At 60.5% G+C, this 19,980-nt stretch carries 17 protein-coding genes; 7 read left to right on the top strand and 10 right to left on the bottom strand.

The window, feature by feature from the left end; all coding sequences use genetic code 11:
* Positions 1-14: 14 nt before the first annotated feature.
* The 4 genes from P3T22_RS07485 to P3T22_RS07500 form a co-directional block, all read right to left on the bottom strand.
* Complete coding sequence (locus P3T22_RS07485) at positions 15-548, bottom strand: DUF3304 domain-containing protein (protein WP_429324644.1); 534 nt, start codon at positions 546-548, stop codon at positions 15-17.
* Positions 549-651: 103 nt separating this feature from the next.
* Positions 652-1,149, bottom strand: a complete 498-nt coding sequence (locus P3T22_RS07490; protein WP_429324645.1) for a MarR family transcriptional regulator — start codon at positions 1,147-1,149, stop codon at positions 652-654.
* 32 nt (positions 1,150-1,181) lie between these two features.
* Complete coding sequence (locus tag P3T22_RS07495; protein ID WP_429324646.1) at positions 1,182-2,201, bottom strand: VTT domain-containing protein; 1,020 nt, start codon at positions 2,199-2,201, stop codon at positions 1,182-1,184.
* 379 nt (positions 2,202-2,580) lie between these two features.
* On the bottom strand, positions 2,581-4,527 hold the full coding sequence (locus P3T22_RS07500; protein WP_063499499.1) for a putative bifunctional diguanylate cyclase/phosphodiesterase: 1,947 nt from the start codon (positions 4,525-4,527) through the stop codon (positions 2,581-2,583).
* A 659-nt stretch (positions 4,528-5,186) separates the two neighbouring features.
* Here P3T22_RS07500 and P3T22_RS07505 point away from each other — a divergent pair.
* The gene (locus P3T22_RS07505; RefSeq protein WP_006049832.1) at positions 5,187-5,465 is read left to right on the top strand and encodes an HU family DNA-binding protein; all 279 of its coding nucleotides are present in this window, start codon (positions 5,187-5,189) and stop codon (positions 5,463-5,465) included.
* 263 nt (positions 5,466-5,728) lie between these two features.
* Here the strand turns inward: P3T22_RS07505 and P3T22_RS07510 are convergent, their stop codons facing one another.
* From P3T22_RS07510 to P3T22_RS07520, 3 genes are all read right to left on the bottom strand, one after another.
* Positions 5,729-6,847 carry a 3-deoxy-7-phosphoheptulonate synthase gene (locus P3T22_RS07510; protein ID WP_063499498.1) on the bottom strand — a complete coding sequence of 373 codons (1,119 nt, stop codon included), beginning with the start codon at positions 6,845-6,847 and terminating at the stop codon, positions 5,729-5,731.
* A gap of 122 nt (positions 6,848-6,969) precedes the next feature.
* The gene (locus tag P3T22_RS07515) at positions 6,970-7,776 is read right to left on the bottom strand and encodes a DUF72 domain-containing protein (RefSeq protein WP_148662322.1); all 807 of its coding nucleotides are present in this window, start codon (positions 7,774-7,776) and stop codon (positions 6,970-6,972) included.
* A gap of 159 nt (positions 7,777-7,935) precedes the next feature.
* Positions 7,936-8,667, bottom strand: coding sequence for a TetR/AcrR family transcriptional regulator (locus P3T22_RS07520; RefSeq protein ID WP_429324647.1), 732 nt, complete (start codon positions 8,665-8,667; stop codon positions 7,936-7,938).
* Positions 8,668-8,946: 279 nt separating this feature from the next.
* Between P3T22_RS07520 and P3T22_RS07525 the strand changes: the two genes are divergently transcribed.
* The 4 genes from P3T22_RS07525 (at position 8,947) to P3T22_RS07540 (ending at position 14,800) form a co-directional block, all read left to right on the top strand.
* Positions 8,947-10,128, top strand: coding sequence for an isovaleryl-CoA dehydrogenase (locus tag P3T22_RS07525; protein ID WP_063499496.1), 1,182 nt, complete (start codon positions 8,947-8,949; stop codon positions 10,126-10,128).
* A 134-nt stretch (positions 10,129-10,262) separates the two neighbouring features.
* Positions 10,263-11,870, top strand: coding sequence for a carboxyl transferase domain-containing protein (locus P3T22_RS07530; RefSeq protein WP_063499495.1), 1,608 nt, complete (start codon positions 10,263-10,265; stop codon positions 11,868-11,870).
* Between the two features lie 29 nt (positions 11,871-11,899).
* The gene (locus P3T22_RS07535; protein WP_429324648.1) at positions 11,900-12,685 is read left to right on the top strand and encodes an enoyl-CoA hydratase/isomerase family protein; all 786 of its coding nucleotides are present in this window, start codon (positions 11,900-11,902) and stop codon (positions 12,683-12,685) included.
* 87 nt (positions 12,686-12,772) lie between these two features.
* Positions 12,773-14,800: an acetyl/propionyl/methylcrotonyl-CoA carboxylase subunit alpha gene (locus P3T22_RS07540; protein WP_063499493.1), complete on the top strand. Its 2,028-nt coding sequence runs from the start codon at positions 12,773-12,775 to the stop codon at positions 14,798-14,800.
* Positions 14,801-14,809: 9 nt separating this feature from the next.
* On the opposite strand, the gene P3T22_RS07545 is transcribed toward P3T22_RS07540, so the two are convergent.
* From P3T22_RS07545 to P3T22_RS07555, 3 genes are all read right to left on the bottom strand, one after another.
* Positions 14,810-15,601 carry a phosphate/phosphite/phosphonate ABC transporter substrate-binding protein gene (locus tag P3T22_RS07545; RefSeq protein WP_063499492.1) on the bottom strand — a complete coding sequence of 264 codons (792 nt, stop codon included), beginning with the start codon at positions 15,599-15,601 and terminating at the stop codon, positions 14,810-14,812.
* A 19-nt stretch (positions 15,602-15,620) separates the two neighbouring features.
* On the bottom strand, positions 15,621-15,899 hold the full coding sequence (locus tag P3T22_RS07550) for a hypothetical protein (protein WP_063500775.1): 279 nt from the start codon (positions 15,897-15,899) through the stop codon (positions 15,621-15,623).
* A gap of 618 nt (positions 15,900-16,517) precedes the next feature.
* The gene (locus tag P3T22_RS07555) at positions 16,518-17,276 is read right to left on the bottom strand and encodes a TetR/AcrR family transcriptional regulator (protein WP_063499491.1); all 759 of its coding nucleotides are present in this window, start codon (positions 17,274-17,276) and stop codon (positions 16,518-16,520) included.
* A gap of 377 nt (positions 17,277-17,653) precedes the next feature.
* Here P3T22_RS07555 and P3T22_RS07560 point away from each other — a divergent pair, with 377 nt between their 5' ends.
* Together P3T22_RS07560 and P3T22_RS07565 are read left to right on the top strand one after the other, a co-directional pair.
* Positions 17,654-18,442: an enoyl-CoA hydratase/isomerase family protein gene (locus P3T22_RS07560; RefSeq protein ID WP_063499490.1), complete on the top strand. Its 789-nt coding sequence runs from the start codon at positions 17,654-17,656 to the stop codon at positions 18,440-18,442.
* 404 nt (positions 18,443-18,846) lie between these two features.
* Positions 18,847-19,938 carry a porin gene (locus tag P3T22_RS07565; RefSeq protein ID WP_429324649.1) on the top strand — a complete coding sequence of 364 codons (1,092 nt, stop codon included), beginning with the start codon at positions 18,847-18,849 and terminating at the stop codon, positions 19,936-19,938.
* The last annotated feature ends 42 nt before the right edge of the window (positions 19,939-19,980 follow it).

Genomic DNA, 19,980 nt, shown 5'->3' on the forward strand with positions numbered 1-19,980 from the left:
TTTTGATTTGAGAGTTACTGATCGGCGCAGCCTGAAGCAGTAGGCGAAAACGCAAGTTCTGCCTTGTCGAGGTCACGCAGAATCACGCAGACGTAAGCGTCGTCCTTCATCGGATCGTGATCGCTGTGCGGGCCGCTTGCCGGGAAACGGGCGACAACCGTGCGCTGTTCGTCTGGTTTCAGAACTGCTTTTGTCTTGGGATCTTCTTCCCAGCCCCACGTCCACGTGACCGTAACGGGTTGACTCCAATCCTCAAGACCCGGGTAGCAGCAGGCAGCCTTGCCTCCTCCTGATTGCCTCGTTGCATCTCCCGCCCAGTACTTGTCGATAAAGATGTTAACGGCGTAACGGTCCGTATGATTGATCGGCACCATCGCCATCGCCGCGCCCTCTCCGGCGAATGGGTCATCGGGCAGTCCGGTTCCCGCGCAAGCCGACAGGGTCAGCAATGCACCAACGGCCAAACCGCTCACGCACCGTGAAAGTGCGCCTCCGTTGCCATAACGGATGCTGCGATGTCGGGAAATCGTCTTCAGTTGGGTTGTCATTCACCGTCCGGCCAATAAACAAAGGTTTATCGGATGCTGACCGGGCACGGATCAGATATCACCGCGAGCCCCATAAAAGTCATCCAGTATCAGCGTCCATCTTTCAACGCCCGAATATATAGAGGACTTCTATCGCAAAAAAGCGAATTCGTATGTTGATGAGGTACGCTCGCGCCTCGACGATTCTGGCGCTCTCATGCACGCGCGGCTGGTTGAATGCAAACCGCTCCAGGCAGGCTTGTTCAATCGGCTTGAAACGCAACCGTCTCACTTGAGGCGTCAGCCCATCGACGACGATCGATCGGGTTGACGCCGGCCTTCGCGTAAGCCGAGCGTATAGGCAACGAGCGCGCCGCTCATGATCGCCAGTTGCAACATCAGCATGTCGCTCGCGCGCCGTTTGCAGGCGTTTGGCTTCGCGCTTGCCGGAAGCGGTCAAAGCAAGCGCGACGGAACGTTTATCCGTGCCGGATTTCTTTTCGACGAGACCCGCGTCCACCAGACCCGCAACGGCGCGGACCGCGGCCGGATGCGAAAGATCGACCGCCTCGCGCAATACTTCAATGGATGAATCGGGATATTGACCGACCGCGTTGAGCATGGCGCGGGTTCAAGCGCCCGCGCTTCCCATCATCACTTCGCCAATCGCGCCCGCACGGTGTACTCGCCCTCGTGGCCCTCGTCTTCCGCCATATGGGCCATCGCCGTCTCGAAGTCGGACGGCAACGGCTCGACCGGATATCCGCGTTTTTCCCACGCGTCGAGGCCGCCCTTGAGCGCGCGGACGTGATGGATATTCTTTCGATGCAACTGAGTGACGATCTGCTTGGCCGTCGCTTCGTTAGGACAGACGCAGTAAACGACAATCCGCCGCTTCAGTAACTCGGGCTGCAGGGGCTCCGGCGAATCGAGATCCAGCAACTGCGCGCCGGCAATCCGGTGTGATTCTTGCGCGCGTATGCTGCGCGGCCGCGCATCGAGGATCAGCGGCGGCTCATTGGATTTCATCAGTTCATCGAGCTGCTCCGGCGAGATGCGTACATGCGCGAGCCAGCGGCGAAATTGCCAGCGGCGCACCCAGCGATAGAGGAGTGCGGCAACGAAGATCGCCGCGAACGCGTCGAAAATCGTGCCGCCGTTATGGCGCACGAGCAGAACGAGCTGCACGATCTGATCGTCAAGCGCCGCACCGCCGATCACCCATACGCTGGCCCACAGCGCCGCGCCGACAAAATCCCACAGCAGAAACACGCCGACTTTGATTGGCGTGGTGCCGAGCAGCGGCGCCGAAATCAGACCGAGGCCGGGCAGGAACTTCGCGATGGTGAGAATCGGCGCGCCGTAGCGTTCATAGGTATTGCGTGCGACGCGCACGGTGGTGTCGAGCGAGAGCGAGAAGCGCACCAGATGATTCAGCAAGCGCCGGCCGTACGCCCGTCCGGTGAAAAACCACAGCGAGTCCGCTATCAGCGTTGCGCAGACGGCGGCGCCAATGATGCTGGCGTAAGAGGTCTGTCCCATAGCGGCCATGGTTCCACCGAGGATCAGCATCGGCGCCGCTGGAACCGGCAGGCCGAGTTGCGTGACGAGCACGCTCATGAATACGGCCCAGACGCCCAGCGAGGGTGGAATCGCAACCGGAAAATGCCACACAACCACGCTCCTTTTGATGCAATGAAGGATTTGAAACCGTCGGTGCCCAGTCCGTGCCCAGTCGGCGTGCGTTGCGAACACGTCATACATGGTCGGTTCCTGCCGGACAGCGGGAGACCGCACTGCTCGTTCAGCCGGCCGGCACGAACACAGCAGCGCAACGTTCGGATTTAAGCACAAGTTGGCAAAAGGGCGCTGCGAGGCGGGCTGAATGCCTGCAAAGATTCAAGTGGGCGGGACGCACCCGCGCTGCTGTCTTACGCCGTTGCGCGTATGAGAGGCTTTCACGTTCCCCACCAGATGATCCTGCCGACCGGGCCGGATGCCGCGGATTGAGAGGAGGTGCGGCAGTGCGCGGCCAGGCTCTCGCCGCATAGCCCTATGCGAGCGACGCTTGTAGATAGTCAGTGACGGCGTTCGCCCGCATCGGCTTGCCGAACAGATAGCCTTGCACCGCACGCGCGCCCAGCGCTTTGACAACCTCCGCTTGCGACGACGTCTCGAGTCCTTCCACGACACACTCGAGTCCGAGGTTCCGGCACAGATCGAGCACCGACTTGACGATCTTCTTCGACGCGCTGTTGGAATCCACGTCGCTCATGAAGCTGCGATCGATCTTGATCGTATCGAAGGGCAGGCGATGCACATAGCTGAGGCTCGAATAACCGGTGCCGAAATCGTCGAGCGAAACACGGCAGCCGGCTTGCTTGATCATCGTGAGCGAGCAGTGGGCCTGCTCGAAATCGCGCGTGACCGCGGTTTCCGTGATCTCGAAGTTGACGTGATGCGCGGGCACGCCGCTGCCCAGCACGATATCGACCAGGCGGCGAGCGCGCGGCGAAGTCGAGATATCGATAGCGGAGAGATTGAACGACAGATAGAGGTCGGACGGCCAGCGCGATGCTTCCTCAAGCGCTTTGCGCAGCAGCACTTCAGTGACGCGCAGAATCAGTTCGGTACGCTCGGCAATCCGGATGAATTCCTCCGGTCTGACCGCGCCTAGCCGCGCATTGTGCCATCGACCGAGCGCTTCCATGCCGATGGTGCGTTGCGTGAGCACATCGTAAATCGGCTGAAACTCGAGGAACAGTTCGGACTCCAGGTCCGCATGGCGGAGTTCCTGGGCGACGAGACTCGAGCGCCGGATCCGCGTCTCATGTTCTCTCGAGAAGATCACAGGCGTGCCGCGGCAGCCTTCCTTGCCGACATACAAGGCCGCGTCGGCACGTTCGAAAACTTGCTGGACCGTCGTGCCTGCTTCCGGAAACGTTGCCCAGCCGATCGTTCCTGTCAGTTCGGCGACATTGCCGGCCACCCGGTACGGCTGGCTGAGTGCTTCGCAGATGCGCTCACCCAACTCGACGAGCGTCTCGTTTTCCAGTTTGTGCTGGGCCAGCACGCCGAATTCGTCGCCGCCCAGGCGCGCGAAGAAGATGCCAGGCTCGGCGAGCGCCAGCAGCCGCACGCCGACTTCCTGCAGCACGAGATCGCCGCTTGCATGTCCATAGATGTCGTTGACCTGTTTGAAGCCGTCGAGATCGATCAGCCCGACATTGAAGCCGCCACCGGTTCCGGGCGCGTGTTCCGATAGCGCGTGCAGCGAGGCGAAGAAGCTGCGCCGGTTGGGCAGGTCGGTCAGGCTGTCGATGCTCGCGAGCCGGAAGTTGTCGTCGCTGAGTCTTTGCGTATTCTGCTGGCTTGCCTGCAATTCGCGCTGCGCATGCACAACGCCGGTGAACGTCCGGTAATACAGTTCAATGATGAAGGCGAGTGCGACGCCGACCAGCGTCATGTCGATCGCCATCGCGATGAAGACAGGAGAGCGCGTGGAAACCAGAAATGTCGAAAAGCTCAGGACGACGATCGAAAGCAGAAGCAGGGCGGCCGCGCGCAGATGCATGAGGCAGAACACGCAACCGACCAACGTCGTCGCCATGTAAAACGCGACTTGTGCCTGCTCGTAGGCCGTGCCGTAGGGAAACAGTAGTAGCGACCAGGTGCTGAAGGCGACGGCGAAGAGGCCCGCGAGCCAGATCAGCTTGCGCAGTTCGGGCACGGCCTGTTCGTGCGTCAGAGGCCGGCGCCGGACGCGCCACCAGCGCGCGCAACGGATGACGCACAGCGTGCAGAGCGCCCCGGGGAAATATAGGGACAACCATGCCGGCGCCAATTCCAGATGCGTGACAGCCACAGCCATCGTGTTGACGATCAGGATGAAATAAAGCAGCGGTATCTGGTAGCCGAATGCCTGGAGTTGCGAGCGCACGAGTTCAGGGTCGCCTTCCGCGACCGATAGCGCTTCTCTCAATCTGGCTAACCGATCCATTCCCGTCCTTGTAACATTTGCAGCGCAGTCGCAAATTTGTATATCGGCCGCTCCGGAGGGACCTTGAGGGCGCTTTCAGTGGAAATAAAGCATGCGCGGTGAGCGAACGGTAAATACGCCCGGCGAGTGACTCGGCCGCGAGTCATTTGTGCCGCGCCAGCTTGCACGAGATTTGCCGACCGGCGACGCAAAGGCGCGTCCCGCTTTGCGGTGCCGACCAACGTCGCACAGTCAATATCGCAGGCCGCGGCGGTGGCGCAAGACCATGCGGAGGGCATCGCGCATGTTGCATTTGGGAGAATTTTCGTTGTTTTACTTTTCCCGGATTTTTAATTGCTGAACACGGTGCGGGGCTGAATGCCGAATCTTTGCGATCCGCCCTAAGATAAGAAAAAAGCCTGACTGCAGCTGGTTTTTCACCGCTAAATCACTGAAATTGCAACGGATTGTGATAAGCCAAGGGCAGCCCTAAAGCGGGAGAAATGCGTAAGCGCGCGATTCTTATGGCACTTTGGAACAAAAAAACGTCAAATTGCCGCTGGGCGGGCGATACAAGGCTTACATCCAAGGTTTGCGCGAATACGCGCCTATGCGTTAGTGTGTCGGTCCCGGCGCAACAGATGTGGCGCCGGTTCCATGATTACCATACGGGAAGTGCTATGAACAAACAGGAACTGATTGATGCAGTCGCCGCAGCGACGGGCGAAAGCAAAGCGGCCACCGGCCAAACCATCGACGCTATCGTCGAAGCGGTGACCAAAGCCGTGGTGGGTGGTGATACGGTGCAACTGGTCGGTTTCGGTTCTTTCTCGACCGGCGCGCGCGCAGCACGCGTGGGCCGCAATCCGTCGACCGGTGCCGAGATCCAGATCGCCGCAGCCAAGACGGTGAAGTTCACCGCCGGCAAGGCATTCAAGGAAGCCGTCAACGCGTCGTAATGCAACGCGCCTCGCGCTGGAGCATCCACGCGCGTGGCTGTAGCGCGCGGCGCCCGATGCATCGGGCGTGAGGAATCACGCGCTGCCCAACCCCGGTGATGGTGTCGAATCGCTGGTTGGTGCGGCGCGTGGGGTGCTTATGACGGTGTTGTTTGCTTCAGTTTTGCTTCAGTTTTGCCTCATGCACGCTCGCGGTCCGGCCGTTGGTGACGGTTGGCGACGGTCATTGGATGCGCGAGATCGTGCAGGCCGCGCCGGCGAGTTCAGCCCGCGCGCCGTTTTCGGGTCGCTTCGGCGAGAGTATCGAGTGCCGGTTCGGTTTGCGCCCAGCTTACGCAGGCGTCCGTAATCGAGACGCCGTAACGCAGCGGCGCACCGGCTTTCAGATCCTGACGGCCTTCTTCCAGATGGCTTTCGAGCATGACGCCGATGATGCGGTGCTCGCGCTGCGCAAGTTGCTGCGCCAGATCCTGCACCACCTCCAGTTGACGCAAATGCGATTTGCCTGAGTTCGCATGCGAACAGTCGATCATGACCTGCTCGCGCAGGCCTGCCGATTTGAGCGCCGCGCAGGTTGCTTCTACGGATGCGCTGTCGTAATTCGGCCCTTTCTTGCCGCCGCGCAAGATGACGTGGGCGTCGTCATTGCCACGCGTCTCGAAGATCGCCGCCATCCCCATCTTTGTCATACCCATGAACGCGTGACTCGCGCGCGCCGCGACGATTGCGTCCGCGGCGATTTGCACACCGCCGTCCGTGCCGTTCTTGAAACCGATCGGGCAGCTCAATCCCGATGCAAGCTGCCGGTGACTCTGGCTCTCCGTCGTGCGCGCGCCGATCGCTCCCCACGCGATCAGATCCGCGATGTATTGCGGACTGAGCAAGTCGAGAAATTCGGTGGCCGTGGGCAGGCCGAGGCCGTTGATGTCGAGCAGCAGTTGCCGTGCGAGACGCAGACCTTCATTGATGCGGAAGCTGCCGTCGAGGCGCGGGTCGTTGATATAGCCTTTCCAGCCTACCGTTGTGCGCGGTTTTTCGAAGTAGACCCGCATGATGATCAGCAGATCGTCCTTGTAGGTCTGCGCCGCGACCTTGAGCTTATGGGCGTATTCGATTGCCTGGTCGTGGTCGTGAATCGAACACGGGCCGACGATCATCACGAGCCGGTCGTCACGGCCGTGCAGAATGTCGGCGATTTCCGCGCGGGTTTTCTCGACGAGCGTCTGCACCGAAGGCGGCACAGTCAATTCGTCCTGCAGCAGGGCAGGGGAAATCAGCGGACGTACGGCGCCGATACGAACGTCGTCGATGCGCGTGGTGTCCTGGGTGGCGTCGGCCGAGCCAACTTCCTGATCGTGCAAAGGATTGTCGATGGCACTCAAAATATTCTCCCGGACCTTGGATGTTGAGGGGGCCTCACGGCCTGAATGTGTGAGTGTTGGTGCGTCGGTGCATGGGTTAGCTGCCGGGATTATGACACTCGCGCGTGCGGGCCGGATGATCGTTATTCGAGGCGCTTGATCAGTGCCATGGCGGCTGCCGGATTGCGTTCCTTGAAGCCGCTGATGACATAGAGGTAGACGTCGCGCGCCGTGGTTTTTGCGGGGGCCGCGGCCGAGGTTTCCAGGTCGTCCGGCGTCGTGCCCGCGGCGAGTTGGCGGGCGCGTTCGACCCAGGCGTCTAGGGCTTCGGTCGAATAGCCTTTGGCTTCTTTGTCGCTTGTACCCATGATGCGGGCGTAGACGAATGGCGCGGTAATGTCGGCGATTTGCGGGTATTCGCCGTCGGCTGCCAGCACGATGGCGACTTTGTACTTTCTGGCTAGCGCGATGAATTCGGGGGTTTTGAAGGTGTCGTTGCGGACTTCGATTGCGTGTCTTAGTTTTTGGCCTTCTATGCTGGCGGGCAGCAGTTTCAGAAAGGCTTCGAAGTCTTCGGGGTCGAATTTTTTGGTGGTGGCGAATTGCCAGTTGATCGGGCCTAGCTTTTGTTTTAGCAGTAGCACGCCGCTGGCGAAGAAGCGTTCGATGGTTTCATTGGCGTCTGCCAGGATTTTTCTGTTTGTTGCGTAGCGGGGGGCTTTTAGCGAGAAGACGAAATCTTCCGGGGTTTCCTGATACCACTTTTCGTAGCTTGCTGGTTTTTGCAAGCCGTAGAAGGTGCCGTTGATTTCTATCGATGTGAGGTGTTGGCTCGCGTGTTGGAGTTCGCGATTTTGCGTGAGGTCTGGTGGGTAGAAGGTGCCTCGCCAAGGGGCATAGGTCCATCCGCCTATGCCGATTCGGATTTTGCCGGTTTTCGGGGATGGCATTTGTGCCTCTTTTTGTTGTGGCTTCGCCGGGAGAGGTAGATTAGCGTATTTGGATGGTTTGGTTGTCTTCGAAATCAAGGAAGGCCCAACCCTGCGGGCATACAGACAAAATTTATGACAGGCCCAAAGCGCCATGCAGGCAAAAAAACCAAAAAACCACTATCCGCCGCGAGGCGCCCGAGCCGCCTCCTCAAACCGCCGGTTCGCCTCGGCCACCTCGGCCCTGAACTGCTGCAGAGCGCTCACCGACACATCGGGCGGCGTCAGAGCCGCCCACAGAACATCGATCAACTGATCCGCGGTAGCGTCGATGTCGATATGGCGGTTCGCCAGCGTGGCGTCCCACAACACATGTTCCATCGGCCCGAACACCATCGAGCGCAGCAGCCTCAATGGCATATCAGCCCGAATCTGCCCGGTTTCCTGACCCTGCGCCAACACCCGCATCAAGGGCGCCGTGTACTGCCGCTGCAATTCGGTCAAAGCCTCACTCAACTCATGATGCCGAGCCCGCCCTTCAGACAACACCAAAGCACACAGGTCCGTGCCATTGACCAGCATCAACCGCAAATGCGTGCGCACAATAAAAGCAAATTGCTGCCGCACATTGCCATCGCGCGGCAACCCGGATTCGATCGCTTCAATGATTTCGTCATACCAGTCGCCGATCACCCGCGCGCATAACTCGCGCTTGCCGCGGAAATAACTGAATACGGTCGCCTCGGAAATGCCCAGGCGCTGCGCAATTTCCGCCGTCGTCGCGCGCTCGTAACCCTTCTCGGAGAATACGTCGCGGCCCGCCTGCAAGATCTCCTTCACGCGCTGCTGCGACTTGCGCCCGGCCGGCTGGCGGCGCGAGGCAGGTAACTCAGCCTTCAAGACAACCGTCATATGAGTTCAGTTCAGTTTTGTGGGGTCCACAACCCCGATGACAGCGATCCTATCACGGTATGGCAGCGTCTGAGCTACGCCGAATGGTTTCTGAGTTACACTCAAAAATACCTATTGACGCTTACGTAAATCTGGCGTGAGAATGCGCCTTGAACGTTTCGCGCCTCGTGCGGGATGGTGAAGGCGGCCCACAAGGCCGTCGCCGTCCGCTGAGCCGCACTCAGACGAGCTGGTGGCCACTCAGGCCTCGGCCCGCCAACAAACTCTGGAGACACAGCAATGAGCAACCTGCCCGGTTTGCAATTCCCGCTCGGCGAAGAAATCGAAATGCTGCGTGACAGCATCGCAGGATTCGCTGCCAAAGAAATCGCCCCGCGTGCCGCGGAAATCGATCGGTCGGATCAGTTTCCCATGGACCTGTGGCGCAAATTCGGCGACCTGGGCGTGCTCGGCATGACCGTTTCGGAGGAATACGGCGGCGCGAATATGGGCTACACGGCGCACATGGTCGCGATGGAAGAAATCTCGCGCGCGTCGGCATCGGTCGGTCTCTCGTACGGCGCGCACTCGAATCTGTGCGTCAACCAGATTCATCGCAACGGCACGGCTGCGCAAAAGGAAAAGTATCTGCCCAAGCTGGTTTCCGGTGAGCACATTGGCGCACTCGCCATGAGCGAACCGAACGCGGGCTCGGACGTCGTCAGTATGAAACTGCGCGCGGACAAGAAGGGCGATCACTATGTGCTGAACGGCACGAAAATGTGGATCACCAATGGCCCGGATTGCGACACGCTCGTCGTCTATGCAAAAACCGATCTCGAAGCGAATTCGCGGGGCATTACCGCGTTTATCGTCGAGAAGGGCATGAAAGGTTTCTCGGTCGCGCAAAAGCTCGACAAGCTCGGCATGCGCGGCTCCCATACCGGTGAACTGGTGTTCGAGAATGTGGAAGTGCCGGAAGAAAATATTCTCGGCCAGTTGAACGGCGGCGTGAAGGTGCTGATGAGCGGCCTCGATTACGAACGCGCCGTGCTCGCCGGCGGCCCGACCGGCATCATGGTCGCGGTCATGGACGCAGTCGTGCCGTATATCCACGACCGCAAGCAGTTCGGCCAGCCGATCGGCGAATTCCAGCTGATTCAAGGCAAGGTCGCCGATCTGTACACCACGCTGCAAGCGTGCCGCGCGTACCTCTACGCAGTGGGCCGGCAACTCGACACGCTCGGCAAGGAACACGTGCGCCAGGTGCGTAAGGACTGCGCGGGCGTGATTCTGTACACCGCTGAAAAAGCGACGTGGATGGCCGGCGAGGCGATCCAGATTCTCGGCGGCAATGGCTATATCAACGAGTATCCGGTCGGCCGTCTGTGGCGCGATGCCAAGCTCTATGAAATCGGCGCGGGCACGAGCGAAATCCGTCGCATGCTGATTGGCCGCGAACTGTTCGCCGAGACGGCTTGAGCCACAGCAGTGCGCATTGTGCTGCCTGACAGATCACTGCGGACCACTGCAGCACAAGGCGCGCAACTGCGCACAACCCAATGCAGTGCGTCACTGCAGGCCGACAAAAAGCGGCGAACCGGAGAAGCCACGCAATGCCGATCATCGAATCAAAGCTGAATCCGCGCTCGGACGACTTCCGCACCAACGCGGCGGCGCTCGAAGCGCTAGTCGCCGATCTTCGCGCGAAGATCGAGAAACTCGCGCTGGGCGGCGGGAAAGCGGCGCGCGACAAACACACGGGCCGCGGCAAATTGCTGCCGCGCGATCGTATCGAGAAACTCCTCGATCCGGGCACGCCATTTCTCGAGTTCTCGCAACTCGCGGCCTATGGCATGTACCACAACGATGCACCCGGCGCAGGCGTCATCACCGGCATTGGCCGCATCGCAGGGCAGGAGTGCGTGATCGTCTGCAATGATGCGACGGTCAAAGGCGGCACTTACTATCCCGTCACCGTGAAAAAGCACGTGCGGGCGCAGGAAATCGCCGCCGAAAACCATTTGCCGTGCGTCTATCTGGTCGACTCGGGCGGTGCGAATCTGCCGAATCAGGACGACGTGTTCCCCGATCGCGATCACTTCGGCCGCATCTTCTTCAATCAGGCGAATCTGTCCGCGGCCGGCATTCCGCAAATCGCCGTCGTGATGGGCTCGTGCACGGCGGGCGGCGCCTATGTGCCGGCCATGAGCGATGAATCGATCATCGTCAAGAATCAGGGGACGATTTTTCTCGGCGGACCGCCGCTCGTCAAAGCCGCAACCGGTGAAGTGGTGAGCGCGGAAGACCTCGGCGGCGGCGACGTGCATACGCGTCTGTCGGGCGTGGTCGATCATCTCGCGCAGAACGACGCGCATGCGTTGGGCATTGCGCGCAGCATCGTCGGCAATCTGAATCGCTCGAAGCAGGTGCCGGTGGCATTGCAGGAGCCGAAGCCGCCGCGCTATGACGTGAAGAGCATGTACGGCGTGATTCCCGTCGATACGCGCAAGCCGTTCGATATCCGCGAGGTGATCGCGCGTATCGTCGACGATTCCGCGTTCGACGAATTCAAGGCCCGTTACGGCACCACGCTCGTGTGCGGCTTCGCGCATATCTGGGGGCATCCGGTCGGCATCATCGCGAACAACGGCATTCTGTTTTCGGAGTCGGCGCTCAAGGGCGCGCATTTCATCGAACTGTGCTGCCAGCGCAAGATTCCGCTCGTGTTCCTGCAGAACATCACGGGTTTCATGGTGGGCCGCAAGTACGAAAACGAAGGCATCGCCCGCAATGGCGCGAAGATGGTGACGGCCGTGGCCACGGCGAAGGTGCCGAAGTTCACGGTGATCATCGGCGGTTCGTTCGGGGCCGGCAACTATGGCATGTGCGGCCGCGCGTATTCGCCGCGCTTCCTGTGGATGTGGCCGAACGCGCGCATTTCGGTGATGGGCGGCGAGCAGGCGGCGTCGGTGCTGGCCACGGTCAAGCGCGACGGCATCGAAGGCAAAGGCGGTTCGTGGAGCGCCGAAGAAGAGGATGCGTTCAAGCAGCCGATCCGCGAGCAATACGAGCATCAGGGGCACCCGTACTACGCGAGCGCGCGTCTATGGGACGACGGTGTGATCGACCCGGCGCAAACGCGCGACGTGCTCGGTCTCGGCCTCTCGGCGACGATGAATGCGCCGATCGAAGACACGCGTTTCGGCGTGTTCAGAATGTGACAGAGCGCTACGGGAGAGGAGCTGCAACGATGCAATACGATACGCTGAATGTCGCATTCGCCGGTCAGATCGCCACGGTTACGCTGAACCGGCCGGACGTGCGCAACGCGTTCAACGAAACGATGATCGCCGAGGTGACCTCGGCCTTCATCGCCTTGAGCGCGCGCGACGACGTGCGCGCGGTGGTGCTTGCCGCGAACGGCAAGGCGTTCTGTGCAGGCGCCGACCTGAACTGGATGAAGAAGATGGCCGGCTATTCGGACGACGAGAACCGCGCCGACGCAATGCTGCTCGCGAACATGCTGTCGTCGATCTATCGCTGCGCCAAACCGGTGATCGCGCGCGTGAATGGCGACGCGTACGCGGGCGGCATGGGTTTGATCTCGGCGTGCGATATCGTCGTCGCGGTGGAGGGCGCGCGGTTTTGCCTCTCGGAAGCGCGTCTCGGCCTGATCCCGGCCACCATCGCGCCGTACGTGATCCGCGCGTTGGGCGAGCAGGCCTCGCGCCGCTACTTCGCGACCGCCGAGCAGTTCGATTGCGCGACGGCGTACCGCCTCGGCCTCGTCAGCGAAGCGGTGGGCATGGAGCAACTCGACGCCACCGTGCAGCAGATCGCTGAGACGCTGTGCGCAAACGGCCCGCAAGCGGTGCGTGCCTGCAAGCAACTCGTGCAGGACATCGCTGGCCACGAGTTGAACGAGGTCATGATCGAGGACACGGCGGCGCGCATCGCGCGTACGCGAGCGGGTGCGGAAGGCCGTGAAGGCGTCGCGTCGTTCCTCGAAAAGCGCACACCTTCCTGGCGCAGTTGAAGCGTCACAAAGGCACCTATCCCGAGGCGCATGCTGGCCTCCACCAGAACAACACAGCCCCGAACGGGACCATCACCGAGATACCTCATGTTCAACAAGATCCTGATTGCCAACCGCGGCGAGATTGCGTGCCGTGTCGCCGCGACCTGCAAGCGGCTCGGTATTGCGAGCGTGGCCGTGTATTCCGATGCGGACGCCAACGCGAAACACGTGGCCGCCTGTGACGAGGCGGTGCATATCGGCGGCTCGACCGCGGCGGAAAGCTATCTGCGCGTCGAGCGCATTATCGAAGCCGCTCGTGCAACCGGCGCACAGGCGGTGCATCCGGGCTACGGCTTCCTGTCGGAAAACGAAGACTTCGCGCATGCCTGCGAAGCGGCCGGCATCGTATTCATCGGACCGCCGGTCGAAGCGATCGCCGCGATGGGTTCGAAGGCGGCCGCGAAGGCGCTGATGCATGCGGCCGCCGTGCCGCTCGTGCCGGGCTATCACGGCGACGACCAGGATCCGCAGTTACTGCACCGCGAAGCGGATGCCATCGGTTATCCGGTCTTGCTGAAGGCGAGCGCGGGTGGCGGCGGCAAAGGCATGCGCGTCGTCGAGCGCACGGAAGATTTCGCGGCGGCACTGGCATCGTGCAAACGCGAAGCGGCCAGCAGTTTCGGCAACGATCGCGTGCTGATCGAAAAGTATCTGACGCGGCCGCGTCACGTGGAAGTGCAGGTGTTCGCGGACCGTCATGGCGGCGCGGTGTATCTGTTCGACCGCGACTGCTCGGTGCAGCGGCGTCACCAGAAAGTGCTGGAAGAAGCGCCGGCACCGGGCTTGTCCGAGGACATCAAGCGCGAGATGGGCGAAGCGGCCGTGGCCGCCGCGCGTGCGGTGAATTACGTCGGTGCGGGCACGGTCGAGTTCATCATGACCGGCACGGGCGATTTCTACTTCATGGAGATGAACACGCGCCTGCAGGTCGAGCATCCGGTCACGGAAATGGTGACGGGGCAGGACCTGGTGGAATGGCAACTGCGCGTCGCTGCGGACGAACCGCTGCCGCTCACGCAGCAACAGCTGAAAATCGACGGCCACGCGATCGAAGCGCGTATCTACGCCGAGCATCCTGCACGCGGCTTCCTGCCGTCGACGGGCACGCTCAAGCATTTGCGCATGCCGGAAGGCGTCGAATTCTCCATCGGCGCGGCCGGCCTGGGCGAGCCCGGCCGCAAGGCGCCGGTACGCATCGACAGCGGCGTGCGCGAAGGCGACACCATCACGCCGTTCTACGATCCGATGATCGCCAAGCTGATCGTTCACGGCGCGACGCGTGAAGAGGCGCTCGCGCGTATGAGTCGTGCGCTGCGGGCCTGCGAAGTGGTCGGCCCGCATACCAACGTCGAGTTCCTGCAACGCATCGTCACGAGCGAACCGTTCGCGACCGGCGATCTGGATACGGGTTTGATCGAGCGTCATCACGATGCCCTGTTCGCGCCCGTGAAGAAGCCCTTCAAGGAGGCGTTGGCGCTCGCCTGCGCCGCGTTGCTGACGCGCGAAGGCGGCACCGCCCATGGCGCGTCGCCGTGGGATGCGCTGTCTCACTGGCGCCTTAACAGCGGCTATACACAAACGCTCGGCTGGCGCGATGTCGAGAACGACGCGGCTTTCGAAGTCACGTTTGCCCGCGACGGCGCCACACAAACCCTCGAACGCGATGGCGTGCGCGAGGACTTCACATGGTCGGCTGGCACGGGCGAGCACGAATACCGCGCGACGATCGGCGACGCGCGGGTAACGGGGCGCGTGTTCATCGACGTCGATACGTTCCACGTATTCTGCCTTGGCGAGGCGCTGGCGTTCGAGTGGCAGAACCTGCTCGCGCATGCCGCGGATGCTGAAGGTGGCGAAGGCCGCTTGACCGCGCCGATGCCGGGCAAGGTGATCGCGGTGCTGGTCGAACCGGGCACGGTGGTGGAGAAGGGCACGCCGCTGATCGTGATGGAAGCGATGAAGATGGAGCACACGATCGGCGCGCCGGCGGCAGGCACGGTGTCGGAAGTGCTCTATGCGGTCGGCGATCAGGTCGCCGATGGGGCACAGCTTCTGGTGCTGAATGTGGGCTGACCGCGAGTCTTAAGCGAGGCGCGCGTAGCCTGAGGCACGTGCCTCGTTTTCGAGTTGCTCGATCCGCTCGTAGTCCGTGAGCGGCAACGCGGAAAAGCCCTTCAAACGCAGGCGTTTGGCGCGCTCGGGCTGTGCAAGGTGCGCCTCGCTCAGTGCCTCGCGCAGCGTCTCGATTGTCGCGGCCGGCACGTTGTTGGAGGCAATCAAGGGCAAACCCGGAGAGGCTGCCGTCACGCCGATTTGCCGAACCTGCCGTGCCAGTTCCGGCAATTCATCGCAGACAAACGCGAACGTCACGCAGTCGATGGCGGCGACGTCCGCGCGATTTTCGACCACCGCTCGCAATGATCCAAGATGCGAACCGGTGCGCAGGACCGCGCTGAAAAACGCACCGCCGCGCGCAAGCGGCGCCACCGCATGGCGAAACACGTTCATGCCGCTGTTCGAATCGTCCTGATTGTAGGCGGCACGTGCGCCACGGCACGCCGCGAGCGAATCGAACTGCGCCTCTGCCCGCGTGACCAGTACGCTCGAATACTCCGCGCCTTTGCAGCCGGGCGCGTCGAAGCGCGGCGTGGCGATCAACTGAACCTGTTCGTTCAAACCATGCATCAAGGGATAGCCGCAGGTTTGCGAGAGCAGTACGTTGGGGCGCCGCCAGAAGCCATGCAGTTCCTCGTCGGGTTCGACGACGCGGCACGCCGGCTTCACCATGCGCAAGACGTCGTCCAGCCACTCGCGCCACGCAGTGGCGAGCGTGGGCGTCACGTTGTACATCGGCAGGGCGGCGATCCAGGTCATGGACGCGATTCTGGCATGCCTAATGTCTGACCATTCGGAATTCGTCGAGCCCCAGCCGCACGGGCTCGATCTGTTTGAACGGCCATTTACACACCACCACCTTCAATATTTCCAGTTGCGCGTTTTCGAACGCGATGAGCAAATCGCGGCGCCGCTTGCTGGCGGCTCCGCAATAGGTCATCAGTGCCTCGGCGCTGACCTCGAAGATCTGCACCCGTTCGTCAAAACAGACCCGGAAGGCGACCGTTGCGCATTCCGTGACACAGGGCCTGAATCCTTCATCGACATATACCGACATGGCTTTCTCCTGCCGCCCGCCCGAGTAATCAGGATAACCGGCCGTCAGTTTTCGGTATGTGGGAAAGCCGGCATTCGGTGTGAAAATGCCTGACACCCGCTTCACCTTGCTGACCTTGCCGGTCGGAAACAGAACTCGCCCGCGTGGAGGCGTGCGTAATCCGATTTTGCGCTAGGATGCCGGGCCCGTCATTCAGCGTTCGAGCGACAGTCCGTCCGGCGCGGCAACGTCCTCGGCAACCGGTGGCCCCATGCAGAAGAGCGCATGGCCTTCGTCGATGGTGGCGTCTGCGGGTTCTTCGTGCACGGCGGCGAGCCTGAGCTTCTTACACCGCGACTTGATCGGTGCAGTCGGCAAGGAGGCGGCCAATGCAGCAGGCAATCAGGCGGGTGTCGCGAACCGTGGCGCATAGGCGACGTCAGACCAGCGAAACGGCAACGCCTCGCGACTGCGCCGCACTTCGGTAATACGAAAGCGCACCAGGCGCTCGGCCAGGGGGAATCGATGTGATCAGGAAAAGGCTTGAATCGCCGGTGGACGGCTAGCGTCTGCCAGACCATCGTCTTTAAAGCGAGTCGGATCGATCTTCCCTGAAACCCGGCAGTAGTGCGGGATATCTCAACTGTTCTTCGCGCGTGCGGATACGCGGGTCCGATTGCCGGACTTGCGCGAACGTGATTCGACCGTGTCCGAACGTTGCGTCTCCGGTTGCTTGCTAAAGACGAGTGCCTCGACCATCTGCCAATACGCCTCAACGACCTTGGGATCGGACGCAGAAACATTGCTGGTGGCGAGCATTTCCGGGCCGAATCCAGAAAGCGTTGATGTCAGGCTGATCATGAGATAGTGCAGGAGGATCGGTTCGACTTGGGGCAAGGTGTGTTCATCCTGCGCCTCGCGAATCTGCGGAATGATCCAGCTGATCAATGGCTTGAGCACCGTGTCGGCGAGCCACTGTAACCGAGGGCTGTACACCAGGAACTCCTGGAGCATGAAGCGATGAAACTCGGGGAAATCAACCGTGAAGCGAAACAAAGACCGATACACAAGTTTTACGCGGTCCGCCGCCATGGCAGGGGGCGTATCGGTCAGATAGGCATCCCACTCATGGCGAATGCGTTCGAACACATACTCCGCTACCGCCTGCCAGAGATCGTCCTTGGATCGGTAATGGTATGTGATAAGCGGATGTTGCAATCCGATGCGATCCGCGATGCTACGAATACTCGCAGCCTCAAAGCCCTTCGAGGCGAATTCGGCAAGTGCCGCGTTCAGGATCGCGGAGCGGGTTTCCTGCGACCGCTGCTGCTCTGCGCGTTTGAGTTCGGTTGGTCTGCTTTTGTTACCAACGCTCCTGGAACCTGTGCTGTCCGCCATTTGGTTTCTCGATTCGGAATTTCGTTATTCAGTTGCGTCCGTGCTCCAGTGCCGTTCGCCTTCCGACAGACCAACACCGTGCAGGCGTTGCAGGATCCGCGATCGTCAACAAAGGTATCACACACTCGCACCGGATCTTGAGCGCCGCTGAACCCGTTGAGCGCAGTCGATTTGCGCCGGCACAGTAACACACTATTTGCATCGCACATGCCGCATGCCCAGTCGATCCGCCGTCCCATGCTGTCCATTTTCCTTTTAAATTTACTGTTCGTAAAGTATAATATGCGTAAGTTGCCGGCTCCTGGTGTTCCGCCCGGCCCACGACAGAACTGAGTCCGACTACAGATTTACAGATTTGATTCACGGATCAAGGGCACATGGAAAGCAAAATCACGCTGACGTCAAATAACGACATCGCCTTCGTTACGATGGTGAACGAAACACGCGCGAACTCGATCGACAAGGCGTTCTGCGATGAGCTGCTGGGCGCCTTCGAGGATATTGAGGCGTCGTCCACGTATCGCGCAGTGATACTTCAAGCCAGAGGCAGAATATTTTCAGCCGGCGGAGATCTTCGTCAAATTCTTGACGGGCTGCAGCGTTCCGATTCCTCCCTCGAATCGTTGATTAGCGCACTGAACACCACGATCATGGCGATGCGGCGCTTGCCAATACCTGTGATCGCTAGCGTTCAGGGAGCGGCGGCAGGTGCGGGTTTTTCGCTGGCAATGGCGTGCGACCTGGTGGTGGCGTCGAGCGCTGCCCGCTTCGTCGTCGGCTATGCCAAGCTAGGAACATCCAGCGACGGTGGTCTGTCTTTTCATCTGGCGCGTCGATTGGGGGCCGCGAGGGCATTGGAGATCATGCTGACGCGGGACTCGTTGAGTGCCGACGAGGCTAGCCTGCTAGGACTCGTCCAGCGTATTGCCGAACCCGCTTCCTTGCAGGACGCCACCCTGGCGCTCGCGCGGAAAGTCATGGATGTACCCGCGGCGGCGGTTAGAGAAACAAAATCGCTGGTTGGAATGGCAGCCGAAGATGGCCTTGAGCGCCAGCTTGAAGAAGAAAAACGTGCGTTCCTGAGATGCGCGTCGACGAAAGCGTTTTCCCAGCGAGTCGCACAATTCGTCGCGGACTCTGCTTCGCCCAGAAGCGCATCGACCTGACGATAAAAACCTGGTCTCAAGGAAGGTCAGCAAACGTCCTGACCTGATGGCGCTTTTGTCCGATGCCGGCGTGCCGGGTTGGACGGCCGCGTGACGCTTAAGTTGGTCGAATGCACGATCCTGTGTGCAAGCCGATGCGGGATAACAACGCGTTGGCGTCCTCGTAACGTCGCTACCACACGACGCCACCATCGGCTTCCGATCCGTTGGACTGCCAGATTCAATCCCCTTCTCGTGGTGTCACGCACCCGTTCTCTTCATCATCAGGCGAAATATACCTGGGGATACTCCTATCCAAATTAAACTATACGACTGGAAAATTTAGACCTATCCTTCTTTCAGCGCCTCTGATGTACCGGTTGGTAGTGAATTCAAAATTGCAGGGGAGACTGGAGATGAAGAGATTGTCCTGGGCCGCGGCGCTGCTTTGTATCACGCCTGCGGTGGTGTACGCCCAAAGTTCCGTGACACTGTACGGTCTGCTGGATGAAGGCTTGACCTACTCAAGCAATCAAAACGGACATTCTGCGTGGTTGCTTCAGAGCGGAGGTGGATCGTTGTCCAGATGGGGACTGCGCGGTGCCGAAGACCTGGGGGGCGGTTACAAAGCGGTTTTCACATTAGAAAACGGCTTTGATCTGTCTAGCGGAAACCTCTCGAACAATGGGCGTCTGTTTGGACGGCAGGCGTACGTTGGCATTTCAAGTCCGTATGGGACGATTACCCTGGGTCGTCAGTACGAGGAAGTGGCCGAAATGCTCTCCACCGTCGCTGCCGGGTTGAACTGGGCGGTCTACTTCGCTCATGCCGGCGACGTTGACAACGCTGGAGGGAGCATACGAATCAACAACTCGGTCAAATACGCCAGTCCGAAAATCGGCGGCTTCACATTCGGTGCGCTCTATAGCTTTGGTGGGCAGCCCGGACAATTCTCCACGAATAGCGTGACGTCGGTGGGACTGAGCTACACGGGAATAAACCTCCCGCTGTATATAGCGGCCGCCTATACGATCATCAAGAATCCGTACGCCGCCGCATTCGATAGCACCGCGCCGCGAAACATCATTTACGCCCCGTACGTGCAGAGCGCGGAGAGCGAATCCATCGCAGGGGTAGGTACATCGTACAAGATCGGCAGTGCTTCAGTTGCCTTTGAGTACACAACGACGCGATTCAAGAAAGGCTTCCTTGGCAGTGACGTGCGGTTTGACAACTACGAGGCAAACGTCGGTTATTTCATTACACCCTTTCTGTTCGCAGGTGCGGCGTACATCTACACGCACGGCAAAGTGGGGGCGACCTCCGCGAGCCCAATCTATCGGGCAATCGATCTCTACACCAATTATTTCCTGTCGAAGCGGACGGATATTTACTTTGCCGCCGAACTGCTGAAAGCGGCGGGCTCGGCGACTCAGGCGCAGATCACGCTGATTCCTTCACCGTCGAGCGGACAGACTCAGGGCTTGTTGCGAGTCGGAATCCGTCACCGGTTTTAACGGCCCTGTGATGTCGGTGCTGTCGAGCGACAAGTGAAACCC

It is taken from the genome of Paraburkholderia sp. GAS348 (genome assembly GCF_050434205.1).
In the GTDB taxonomy this organism is placed as follows: Bacteria; Pseudomonadota; Gammaproteobacteria; order Burkholderiales; family Burkholderiaceae; genus Paraburkholderia.